The sequence below is a fragment of the Streptomyces venezuelae genome (genome assembly GCF_008642335.1).
Taxonomy (GTDB): Bacteria; Actinomycetota; Actinomycetes; order Streptomycetales; family Streptomycetaceae; genus Streptomyces; species Streptomyces venezuelae_F.
In genome coordinates this window covers 5,643,018-5,654,321 of sequence record NZ_CP029191.1, presented here as the reverse complement: position 1 = coordinate 5,654,321, position 11,304 = coordinate 5,643,018, and the positions used below count along the sequence as shown (strand labels likewise).

Below are 11,304 nucleotides of genomic sequence, written 5' to 3'. Positions count from 1 at the left end.
GGTGGTGCGTGTGCTTCCTGGGAGACGTGACGCACCTCAGCGCCCACCGGTTTCACCCGAGCGCGTTCTCGGCCCCTACCGCCGGAGACCTCCCCACCTTCCACCGGAGCCTCTCACCGCATCAACACTCCCGCCTCCTCCCCCGTCGCCTCCGAGGGAACCGCCACGAGCCCCAGCTCCGCGGCCCCGCCCGCCAGCAGCCGGTGCGCGGGCAGAATGCGCACCGTGTAACCGAACGGTCCCGTGCGGTCCAGGGCGAGCGGGCCCTCGTACACCCGCCGCCCCTCCACGTCAGGACCGCTGACCGGCTTCAGCGGCATCGGGGACGGGTCGGCGAGGTGGTCCTCCGGGTCGACGCGGCCCGCGACGGCCTGCACCTCCACGTCGTCCGGGGTCAGTTCGCCGAGGTGCACCCGGACCCGCAGGGAGAGCGTCGTGCCCAGTTCGGCGGTGGCGCCGCTCGCCGACGCCTCGACGTGGTCGACGGCGACCCGCGGCCAGGCCGCCCGCACCCGCGCCTTCCAGGCGGCGAGTTCGCCCGCGGCGGTGACGCCGAGCGCGCGGTGGGCCCGTGCGGCGGGCGCGTACAGCTGCTCGACGTACTCGCGCACCATGCGGCCCGCGAGGACCTTCGGGCCGAGCCGGGTCAGGGTCCTGCGGACCATCTCGATCCAGCGGTCGGGCAGCCCGCCGGGGCCCTGTTCGTAGAAGCGGGGCGCGATGCGGCGCTCCAGGAGGTCGTAGAGCGCGGCGGCCTCCAGGTCGTCGCGGCGGTCCTCGTCCGTGGCCGCCCCGTCAGCGGTCGGGATGGCCCAGCCGAAGTCCGGCTCGAACCATTCGTCCCACCAGCCGTCGAGGACCGAGAGGTTGAGGCAGCCGTTCAGGGCCGCCTTCATCCCGGACGTCCCGCACGCCTCCAGCGGCCGCAGCGGGTTGTTCAGCCACACGTCGCAGCCCGGGTAGAGCTTCTGCGCCATCGCCATGCCGTAGTCCGGCAGGAACACGATGTGGCGGCGCACCCGCGGGTCGTCGGTGAACCTGACCAGCTCCTGGATGAGCCGCTTGCCGCCGTCGTCCGCCGGGTGCGCCTTGCCCGCGACGACGATCTGCACGGGCCGCTCCGGATGGCGGAGCAGTTCCATCAGCCGGTCGCGGTCGCGCAGCATCAGCGTGAGACGTTTGTACGAGGGGACGCGGCGGGCGAAGCCGACGGTGAGGGCGCCCGGGTCGAGGACGCCGTCGATCCAGCCCAGCTCGGCGGTGGCGGCGCCGCGCTGGCGCCACGAGTCGTACAGGCGCCGCCTGACCTCCTCCACGAGCTGCTCGCGAAGGGTGCGGCGGAGGTCCCAGATGTCGGCGTCCTGGATGTCCGCCACCGCGTCCCACCGGTCGGAGCCGCCGACGGACAGCGCGTCCTCGGTGCGCCGTTCACCGATCTGGCGGGCGCCGAGCCGGAACACCTCGGGGGCCACCCAGGTCGGGGCGTGCACGCCGTTCGTGATGGAGGCGATCGGCACTTCCTGGGCGTCGAAGCCCGGCCACAGGCCCGCGAACATCTCGCGGCTCACCGAGCCGTGCAGGGTGCTGACGCCGTTGGCGCGGCTGCCGAGCCGCAGGCCCATGACGGCCATGTTGAAGAGGTTGGGCTCGCCTCCCGGGTACGTCTCCATGCCGAGCCGCAGGACGTCGCCCGCGTCGATGCGGGGCAGCTCGGCGCCGGGTCCGAAGTGGTGGGCGACCAGCTCGCGGTCGAAGCGGTCGATGCCGGCGGGCACGGGCGTGTGGGTGGTGAAGACGGTCCCGGCGCGCACGCTCTCCAGCGCGGCGTCGAAGCCGACGCCCTGGTGGGCGAGTTCGTGGATGCGTTCGAGGCCGAGGAAGCCGGCGTGGCCCTCGTTGGTGTGGAAGACCTCGGGTTCCGGGTGTCCGGTGAGTCGGCAGTACGCGCGGACCGCCCGGACCCCGCCGATGCCGAGCAGCATCTCCTGGAGCAGCCGGTGCTCGCTGCCGCCGCCGTAGAGGCGGTCGGTGACGTCGCGCTCGCCGGGGTCGTTCTCCTCGACGTCGGAGTCGAGCAGCAGCAGCGGGACGCGGCCGACCTGCGCCTGCCAGACGTGGGCGCGCAGCGACCGGCCGCCGGGCAGCGCGAGCGCCACGATGGCGGGGGTGCCGTCGGTCTCGCGCAGCAGGACGAGGGGCAGCTCGTTGGGGTCGAGGACGGGGTAGTGCTCCTGCTGCCAGGCGTCGTGGGACAGCGACTGGCGGAAGTAGCCGTGCCGGTAGAGCAGTCCGACGCCGATGAGCGGCACGCCGAGGTCGCTCGCGGCCTTCAGGTGGTCTCCGGCGAGGATGCCGAGGCCGCCGGAGTACTGCGGCAGCGCGGCGGTGATGCCGAACTCGGGCGAGAAGTAGGCGACGGCGCGCGGCAGCGACCCTTCGCCGCCGCCCCGCTCCTGGTACCAGCGCTCCCCTTCCACGTAAGCGCGGAGGTCGTCGGCGGCCTCGTCGAGGCGCCGCAGGAAGTCCTCGTCGCGGGCGAGCTCGTCGAGCCGGGCGGGCGGCACCTCCCCGAGGAGCCGCACGGGGTCGCAGCCGGAGGCCTCCCACAGCCGGGGGTCGACGGACTTGAACAGGTCACGGGTGCGCGGATGCCACGACCAGCGCAGATTGCGGGCCAGCTCGGAGAGCCGGCCGAGAGGCTCGGGAAGGACGGGACGTACGGTGAATCGACGGATGGCCTTCACAGCGACTCCACCTCTACGGGGAATGCGTACAGATCGACCTACGCGTCGACGGTAGCGGTGAGCGGGCCCCGGGAACCACGGCGCGCGGACGGGCGCGCGAGCGGCGGGACATCGAGACAGGCGCCGCCCGCGTCAGTTCTGCCAGTGGAGGCCGCCCGGGAACGTGGCGGCGCCCGGGTCGAGGTCGCGGACGAACGCCGTCCAGGCGCCGTGCATCGTGTCGGCGAGGGCCTGGGGCGGGGCGGCGCCCGCGGCGGCGGTGACCCCTTCGGCGTGGAGCAGGTCGAACGCGAAGGGCAGGTCGAGACAGTGGAAGGCGAGGCCGTGCCGGGGGCCCGGCACGGGTGAGGGCCACACGAACTCGTAGCGCCAGGTGGGCTGTCGGCGTGCCGCACGGGCCCGCGCCACCGCGAGGGCCGGGCGCCGGAAGACGAGGTCGGTCAGCTCCTGGCCGCCGAACTCGTGGAACTCGTGCCGGGTGTACCCGAGGAGCAGCGGCACATCGGCGGCCAGGTCGCCCTCGGTGAGCTCGGTGAGGACCGGCCGCGGGACGAGCCGCCCGTCGGCGACCGGTCCGAGCAGGGGCCCGGGCAGCCGTTCCCGGTCGGGGCCGGGCCCGGTCAGCGCGTCCTGGAGTTCGAGGAGCCGGTCGTCGGACAGGTCGCGGAGGGCCGCCGCCTCGGCGGGCAGACCCGTGCGCCGGGTGAACAGGTCGGCCACGGCCGGGCCGACCCAGCGCTCCTGCGGCTCGATGAGCGAGCCTGACATGGATATCGCCGCGCGGAACAGACCGCGGGCGGAGGGTGCCGCGAGCAGCGTCTGGACGGCCCCGCCGCCCGCCGACTGCCCGGTTAGCGTGACCTTCGCGGGGTCGCCGCCGAACCCCGCGATGTTGTCGCGCACCCATTCCAGGGCGGCGATCCAGTCGCGTACGCCGCGGTTGTCCGGGGCGTCGCGCAGGTGCAGGAAGCCCTCGATGCCCAGTCGGTAGCCGACCGACACGAGGACGACGCCGTCCCGGTTGAACGCGGCGCCGTCGTACCAGGGGCTCGCCGCGGACCCCGCGACGTAGCCGCCGCCGTGGATCCAGAACAGGACGGGCAGCGACGCGTCCGGGGCCGGATCGGGGGTGAAGACGTTCAGGTTGAGGATGTCCGCGCCGGGGACCGACGGTTCCGGGATGGTCGCTCCGTCGCCGAATCCGCGGCGTTGCGCGGTCGGCCCGTACGCGGTGGCGTCCAGCGGCGCGGTCCATGGGTGGGGCGGGGCGGGTGCCGCGAAGCGGAGGTCGCCGACGGGCGGCGCGGCGTAGGGGATGCCGAGGAACCGGGCCCCGGTGGCCCGGCGTTCGCCGCGGACGGGGCCATGGACTGTCATGGCGGTCGGGTGCGAGCGGTCTGCGTCGGCGGCCATGCCGCCACTCGACACCACATTCGGCCCGCCGGGCAACGCCCGCGACGTTCCGGGCCCCCGTGGCTTCGGCGGTCAGGCGTAGCGGTGTCCCGGCCAGTGCGGGTCGTCCCACCGGGAATGGAGGTCCAGGCCGAGGATCCGTACGCGGTGCAGGAGGTCGTCGGACGCCCCGTGGGCGCGCAGGCGGGCCGGGGCGTGGCGGACGAGCCAGGCGGAGAGCTTCTGCCGTTTCCTCTCGTCCTCCTCCCTCTCCGTCCAAGGGTTGTTGTCGCCGAGCAGTTCGTACTCCCACTCCGTGACGGCGAGGGCCAGATGGCGGTCGGGGACGGGTCCCGTGGACCGCTCCCATATGCCGAGCCACGGCTCGGGCGTGCCGGACGCCTCGGTGCACAGCGCGAAGATCTCGTGCGCGGGCTCGGGCGGGTCCGGCTGCGTGAGGGTCCACGTCCACCAGGCGCGCAGGAACTCCTCCACGGCCGCGGCCTGCTCGGCGGGCCACTCCTGCCACGCGCCGTTCGCCAGGAAGTGCCCGACCTCCGCCATTCCGTACATGGGCGGTACGACCAGGCCGTACACGAGGTGCACGGCGAGCTGGGGCAGGATGCGGCGCGTCATCGCGGGCTTGTCGGACCAGTCGCAGACCTGCCAGGTGCGGGCCAGGAGTTCGGGGTCGAGCTCCACGCCCGGCACGCGCAGCAGCTCGACGTCCTCGTCGGGTCCCCAGTGGCAGTCGCACTGGGCCTCGTCGGGGTGGGCGGTCTCTCCGCGGAGGGTGACGGCGAGGCGCTCCAGGGCGGCATCGAGCCGCCGTCGCGCCGGTGGGCCGGGGTCGACGTTCGTCATGACGTCTGCCTTCGAGTACTCCGGCGGCTGCCGCCTGCCGAAGATCGCGACCTTACCCGACGCGTCCCCGGCACGCCTCCGCGATCGCCGCCGTATCCCAGTAGAAGGGCCGCACCTCGGTGATCCGGCAGGCCCGTACCGTGATCGTCTGCAGGAGGGGGAAGGCGAGTTCGCGGCCCGTCGCGCGGGCGCGGGCGCGGATGTCGCTGCGGACGACCGCCGTCGTCCCCGTGGCGAGGAACTCCTGGCCGCTGACGGCGAAGGCCTCCCACGTCTCGCTCATCGCGAGGAAGAACCGCGCCATGCCGCCGTGGCCGCGCCACGTCCCGCCGTAGGGCAGGCCCTCGGCCTGGTGGAGGACGACCTCCGGCGAGAAGTACGGCGCGAGCGGAGCGAACGAGGCGCGGCCGGGGCCGCCCGCCGCCAGGTACTCCTCCTCCGCCGCGTACATGCCGGTCAGTACCCGCACGGAATCCGTCATGGTCGTCGTGTCCGAATGAGTGGTCATACCCCCATCCGACCGCGTGGGCGCGTCGCACACCGGCGGTTTTCGGACCTCTGCCTCGGTCGGCGGCGGCCCGCATACCGCCCCGTCGCGCCGCGCGCTCTCGTACCGCAGAGCGTACGCGGACGGTTCAACAAGCCACACGGCATATGCGAATTGGGTCCGCTCTTGCCATTCATGGCGGGGCCGGTCTTGCATGCGCCCTTACGCACTAGTAGTTAACAAAGCGCCGGATTGCCCACCCGAAGGGTGTGGGAAGGCTCATTCGGTACGCACTCGGCCCCACCGGCCGGCACGCACCGCGGAACTTTCTCCAGCACCCGTATCCGTGCAGCGGACAGGAGCGGTCAGACATGCCTCTAGGCTCAACCCCGCCAAGCTCGCCCACGCATTCCAGGCATCCCACGCACGCCACGCCCCCCGCGCAACCCACCATTCCCGTCCTGGACGTGCGTCCCGCCGTCCACGGCGGGCGAAAACCGGCGAAGGCGGTGCCGGGCGAGACGTTCCAGGTCACCGCCACCGTCTTCCGGGAAGGACACGAGGCGGTCGCCGCCAACGTCGTCCTGCGCGACCCCGAGGGGCGCGCCGGCCCGTGGACCCCCATGCGGGAGCTCGCGCCGGGCACCGACCGGTGGGGCGCCGACGTGACGCCGGACACCGAAGGGCGCTGGACCTTCGCCGTGGAGGCGTGGGGCGACCCGGTGACGACCTGGCGCCACCACGCGCAGATCAAGATACCCGCGGGCATCGACACCGATCTGGTGCTCGAGGAGGGCGCCCGGCTCCACGAGCGGGCCGCCACCGGCATACCCCGCGGCGAGCGGGACGCCGTCCTCGGCGCCGCCGACGCACTGCGCGACACGGGCCGCTCACCAGCGGCCCGTCTTGCTGCGGCCCTCACCCCGGAGGTGCGGGGCGTCCTCGACCGCCATCCGCTGCGCGAACTCGTCACGCCCTCCGAGGAGTTGCCGCTCCTCGTCGAGCGGCGCCGGGCCCTCTTCGGGTCCTGGTACGAGTTCTTCCCGCGCTCGGAGGGCGCCGTCGTCGAGGAGGGCGCGCCGCCCGTGTCGGGAACCTTCCGCACGGCCGCCGCCCGGCTGCCCGCCATCGCCGAGATGGGTTTCGACGTCGTCTACCTGCCGCCGATCCATCCCATCGGCACGACCTACCGGAAGGGGCCGAACAACTCCCTGTCCGTGGGCCCGGACGACGTGGGCGTGCCGTGGGCGATCGGTTCACCGGAGGGCGGTCACGACGCCGTCCACCCGGATCTGGGCACGCTCGACGACTTCGACGCGTTCGTGCGCCGCGCCGAGGACCTCGGTCTCGAAGTCGCGCTGGACTTCGCGTTGCAGTGCTCCCCCGACCACCCGTGGGTGGAGAAGCATCCCGACTGGTTCCGCCGCAGGGCGGACGGCACCATCGCGTACGCCGAGAATCCGCCGAAGAAGTACCAGGACATCTATCCGCTCGCCTTCGACAAGGACCTGCCGGGGCTCGTCGCGGAGACCGTGCGGCTGCTGCGGTTCTGGATGGGGCACGGCGTACGGATCTTCCGCGTCGACAACCCGCACACGAAGCCCGTCGTGTTCTGGGAGCAGGTGCTCGCGGACATCAACGGCACCGACCCCGACGTCATCTTCCTCGCCGAGGCGTTCACGCGGCCCGCGATGATGCAGACCCTCGCGGCCATCGGCTTCCAGCAGTCCTACACGTACTTCACCTGGCGTAACGGAAAGGACGAACTCACCGACTACCTCACCGAGTTGTCGCGGGAGACCGCGCACTTCCTGCGTCCCAATCTCTTCGTGAACACCCCCGACATCCTGCACGCCTACCTCCAGGAGGGTGGCCGCCCCGCCTTCGAGGTACGGGCCGTGCTGGCCGCCACGCTGTCGCCGACGTGGGGTGTCTACAGCGGATTCGAGTTGTGCGAAAAAACGGCCGTCCGGCCCGGAAGCGAGGAGTATCTGGACTCGGAGAAGTACCAACTGAGGCCCCGCGACTGGGCGTCGGCCGCGCGGAGGGGTGACACGATCGCCCCGCTGATCACCGCGCTCAACCGCGTCCGGCGCGCGAGCCCCGCCCTCCAACAACTCCGCGACCTGCACTTCCACGAGACCGATCAGGAGGCGGTGATCGCGTACTCGAAACGGGCCGTCGACGAGCACGGTTCGAACATTGTTCTGGTGGTCGTCAACCTCGACCCTCACCACACCCAGGAGGCCACGGTCTCGTTGGACATGCCGCAACTCGGCCTCGACTGGCACGAGTCGGTGCCGGTGCGCGACGAGCTCACCGGCGAGACCTACCACTGGGGCAGGGCCAACTACGTGCGCCTGGAACCCGGCCGCGCGCCCGCGCACCTCTTCACGGTCCTGCGACCGTCCTCACCGTTGATCGGAGGGTCACCCACACCATGATCGTCAACGAGCCCGTCCAGGACACCTTCGAGGACACACCGGCCAAGGACCGCGACCCCGAATGGTTCAAACGCGCCGTCTTCTACGAAGTCCTCGTCCGCTCCTTCCAGGACAGCAACGGCGACGGCATCGGCGACCTCAAAGGCATCACCGCCAAACTCGACTACCTCCAATGGCTCGGCGTCGACTGCCTCTGGCTGCCGCCCTTCTTCAAATCCCCCCTGCGCGACGGCGGCTACGACGTCTCCGACTACACCGCCGTCCTCCCCGAATTCGGCGACCTCGCCGACTTCGTGGAATTCGTCGACTCCGCCCACCAGCGCGGCATGCGCGTCATCATCGACTTCGTCATGAACCACACCAGCGACCAGCACCCGTGGTTCCAGGCCTCGCGCACCGACCCCGAAGGCCCCTACGGCGACTACTACGTCTGGGCCGACGACGACAAGCAGTACCAGGACGCCCGCATCATCTTCGTCGACACCGAAGCCTCCAACTGGACCTTCGACCCCGTCCGCAAGCAGTACTTCTGGCACCGCTTCTTCTCCCACCAACCCGACCTCAACTACGAAAACCCCGCGGTCCAGGAAGAGATCATCTCCGCCCTGCGCTTCTGGCTCGACCTCGGCATCGACGGCTTCCGCCTCGACGCCGTCCCCTACCTCTTCGCCGAAGAGGGCACCAACTGCGAGAACCTGCCCCGCTCCCACGCCTTCCTGCAACGCGTCCGCGCCGAGATCGACGCCCACTATCCGGACACCGTTCTGCTTGCCGAGGCCAATCAGTGGCCCGAGGACGTCGTCGACTACTTCGGCGACTTCGAAAAGGGCGGCGACGAATGCCACATGGCGTTCCACTTCCCCGTCATGCCCCGCATCTTCATGGCCGTACGCCGTGAATCCCGCTACCCCGTCTCGGAAATCCTCGCGAAGACCCCCGCCATCCCCTCGGGCTGTCAGTGGGGCATCTTCCTGCGCAACCACGACGAGCTGACCCTGGAAATGGTCACCGACGAAGAGCGCGACTACATGTACGCGGAGTACGCCAAGGACCCGCGCATGCGCGCCAACATCGGCATCCGCCGGCGCCTGGCCCCGCTCCTGGACAACGACCGCAACCAGATCGAACTCTTCACCGCGCTCCTGCTCTCTTTGCCCGGCTCGCCGATCCTGTACTACGGCGACGAGATCGGCATGGGCGACAACATCTGGCTCGGCGACCGCGACGCGGTGCGCACCCCCATGCAGTGGACCCCGGACCGCAACGCGGGCTTCTCGTCCTCCGATCCCGGGCGGCTCTACCTCCCCACGATCATGGACCCGGTCTACGGCTACCAGGTCACCAACGTCGAAGCGTCCATGTCCTCGCCGTCCTCCCTGCTCCACTGGACGCGCCGCATGATCGAGATCCGCAAACAGAACCCGGCGTTCGGACTCGGCTCATACACCGAACTCCCGTCGTCCAACCCGGCGGTGCTCGCCTTCCTCCGAGAGGCGCCGTCGAGCGAGACCGACGAGGACGAGGGCGACGACCTGGTGCTGTGCGTGCACAACTTCTCGCGCTTCGCCCAGCCCACCGAACTGGATCTCCAGACCTTCGCGGGTCGCCATCCCGTCGAGCTCATCGGCGGGGTGCGCTTTCCGGCCATCGGTGAGCTCCCGTACCTCCTGACCCTCGCGGGACACGGGTTCTACTGGTTCCGGTTGCGCAAGGAACCGGCGTAGGCTCCGGCAGCGCGACCGCCTCGCGGGGCGGTTTCCACCGCCCCGCCCTGGGCACTCCTACGCAACGACCGGCACTCCCATCCGCACCACCGGCACTCCCGCACCCTGCCTTGTCCGCGACGCGGAAAGGACGCGACGCCATGTCGGAAGCCGCCATACGCCCCGGTGTGCACGCCTCTGCGCTGCTCACCTCGCTCGACCCGCTGCTGCGCGCATGGTTGCCCCGGCAGCGGTGGTTCGCCGGAAAGGGCCGCCCCGTCACCGCACTGGAAGCGGTGGCGGTGACCGAGCTCCTGCCGCGCAGCTCACCCTCCGGCCTGCTCCACGTCCTCCTGCGGGTCCGCCAGCCGATGCTGCCCCCACAGGACGCGGGACTCGACGGATCGCCCGCCGAACGCCCCACCGACTGTTACCAGTTGCTGCTCGGCGTGCGCCGCACGCTGCCGCCGCACCTGGCTCCCGCCCTGATCGGGCACGTCACCGAGGGCCCGCTCACCGGCCACACCGTGTACGACGCGCTGCACGACCCGCGGCTCACCGGGCTCCTCCTGGAACGGCTCCGCATACCGGGACGCCACGGAGTCCTCCGCTTCGAGCGCGACGCGGGCGTCGAGATCCCCTCGGGTCTCAGCCCGCGCCTGCTCGCGTCCGAACAGTCCAACTCCTCGCTCGTGTACGGCGATACGTTCATCCTGAAGCTGTTCCGCCGCGTCCAGCCCGGCCTCAACCCCGACCTCGAACTGCCGCTGCGGCTCGCCGCCGAGGGCTGCGCACGGGTGCCCGCACCCGCCGCGTGGTTCCTCGCCGACCTGGAGACGCATGCGTCCACGCCCGAGGAGAGCTACGGCCTCGGGGTGCTCCAGCCGTATCTGGCCGGGGCCGAGGACGGCTGGGAGCTCGCCCTGCGGATGCGCGACAAGGGCGAGTCCTTCACCGGCGAGGCACGAGCGCTCGGCCGCGCCACCGCGGAGGTCCACGCGGCCCTCGCGACGGCGCTGCCGACCGTCACGCTGGGCCGGGCCCAGGTGGAGACGGTCGCCGACGCCATGGCGGAGCGCCTCACCGCGGCGGCACAGGCGGTCCCCGCGCTGCGGCCCTACGCCCCCGGGCTGCTCACCGCCTTCGAGGCGCTCGCCGACCTCGGCGGCGAGGGGCAGGCGTGGACGGCCCAGCGCGTCCACGGCGACCTGCACCTCGGGCAGTGCCTGCGCTCCCCGGACGGCGAGTGGACGCTCATAGACTTCGAGGGCGAACCCGCGCGGCCCCTCGCCGAGCGCCGCCTCCCCCAGCCGACCGCCCGCGACGTCGCGGGCATGCTGCGCTCCTTCGACTACGCCGCGTCCCACGGCACCTGGTCGCCCGAGTGGGCCGAGGAGTGCCGGGCCGCCTACTGCTCGGGGTACGCGGAGGTGGCGGGCCGCGACCCGCGCACGGACCCCGTGCTGCTGCGCGCGCACGAGACCGACAAGGCGGTCTACGAAGTCCTGTACGAGGCCCGCCACCGCCCCGACTGGCTGCCGGTCCCGCTGGCCGCGGTCCGCCGCCTCGCCGAGGACGGCCCCGCCGCCGAAGCCCACTGACCACTCCTCCGGAGGAGGCCTCCCCCGTGTCCCCGCGCCCCCGCAAACCGTCCGACGAAGCCGCCGCCC

General features: G+C 71.9%; 7 protein-coding genes. 3 read left to right on the top strand and 4 right to left on the bottom strand.

Annotation, left to right across the window (positions count from 1 at the left end; all coding sequences use genetic code 11):
• Window positions 1–113: 113 nt before the first annotated feature.
• The 4 genes from glgP to DEJ49_RS25705 form a co-directional block, all read right to left on the bottom strand.
• Window positions 114–2,744: an alpha-glucan family phosphorylase gene (gene glgP / locus DEJ49_RS25720; protein WP_150186310.1), complete on the bottom strand. Its 2,631-nt coding sequence runs from the start codon at window positions 2,742–2,744 to the stop codon at window positions 114–116.
• A 132-nt stretch (window positions 2,745–2,876) separates the two neighbouring features.
• On the bottom strand, window positions 2,877–4,157 hold the full coding sequence (locus tag DEJ49_RS25715; RefSeq protein ID WP_150186309.1) for a carboxylesterase/lipase family protein: 1,281 nt from the start codon (window positions 4,155–4,157) through the stop codon (window positions 2,877–2,879).
• A gap of 72 nt (window positions 4,158–4,229) precedes the next feature.
• Complete coding sequence (locus tag DEJ49_RS25710) at window positions 4,230–5,000, bottom strand: hypothetical protein (RefSeq protein WP_150186308.1); 771 nt, start codon at window positions 4,998–5,000, stop codon at window positions 4,230–4,232.
• 52 nt (window positions 5,001–5,052) lie between these two features.
• A complete protein-coding gene (locus DEJ49_RS25705; protein ID WP_150186307.1) occupies window positions 5,053–5,508 on the bottom strand; it encodes a nuclear transport factor 2 family protein in 456 nt (151 codons plus the stop codon).
• 350 nt (window positions 5,509–5,858) lie between these two features.
• Here DEJ49_RS25705 and DEJ49_RS25700 point away from each other — a divergent pair, with 350 nt between their 5' ends.
• The 3 genes from DEJ49_RS25700 (at window position 5,859) to DEJ49_RS25690 (ending at window position 11,235) form a co-directional block, all read left to right on the top strand.
• Window positions 5,859–7,931, top strand: coding sequence for an alpha-1,4-glucan--maltose-1-phosphate maltosyltransferase (locus DEJ49_RS25700; protein ID WP_150186306.1), 2,073 nt, complete (start codon window positions 5,859–5,861; stop codon window positions 7,929–7,931).
• Entirely contained in the window at window positions 7,928–9,655 is a 1,728-nt protein-coding gene (gene treS, locus DEJ49_RS25695) for a maltose alpha-D-glucosyltransferase (RefSeq protein WP_150186305.1), read from the top strand. The genes DEJ49_RS25700 and treS overlap by 4 nt, the downstream gene beginning before the upstream one ends.
• Before the next feature lie 140 nt (window positions 9,656–9,795).
• Window positions 9,796–11,235 (top strand): maltokinase N-terminal cap-like domain-containing protein, encoded by a 1,440-nt coding sequence (locus tag DEJ49_RS25690; RefSeq protein ID WP_150186304.1) that lies wholly within the window; start codon window positions 9,796–9,798, stop codon window positions 11,233–11,235.
• The last annotated feature ends 69 nt before the right edge of the window (window positions 11,236–11,304 follow it).

Coding starts and splice junctions, on each gene's coding strand:
- DEJ49_RS25715 (WP_150186309.1), bottom strand. CDS start 4,157: ATGGCCGCCGACGCAGACCGCTCGCACCCGACCGCCATGACAGTCCAT.
- DEJ49_RS25710 (WP_150186308.1), bottom strand. CDS start 5,000: ATGACGAACGTCGACCCCGGCCCACCGGCGCGACGGCGGCTCGATGCC.
- DEJ49_RS25705 (WP_150186307.1), bottom strand. CDS start 5,508: ATGACCACTCATTCGGACACGACGACCATGACGGATTCCGTGCGGGTA.
- DEJ49_RS25700 (WP_150186306.1), top strand. CDS start 5,859: ATGCCTCTAGGCTCAACCCCGCCAAGCTCGCCCACGCATTCCAGGCAT.
- treS (WP_150186305.1), top strand. CDS start 7,928: ATGATCGTCAACGAGCCCGTCCAGGACACCTTCGAGGACACACCGGCC.
- DEJ49_RS25690 (WP_150186304.1), top strand. CDS start 9,796: ATGTCGGAAGCCGCCATACGCCCCGGTGTGCACGCCTCTGCGCTGCTC.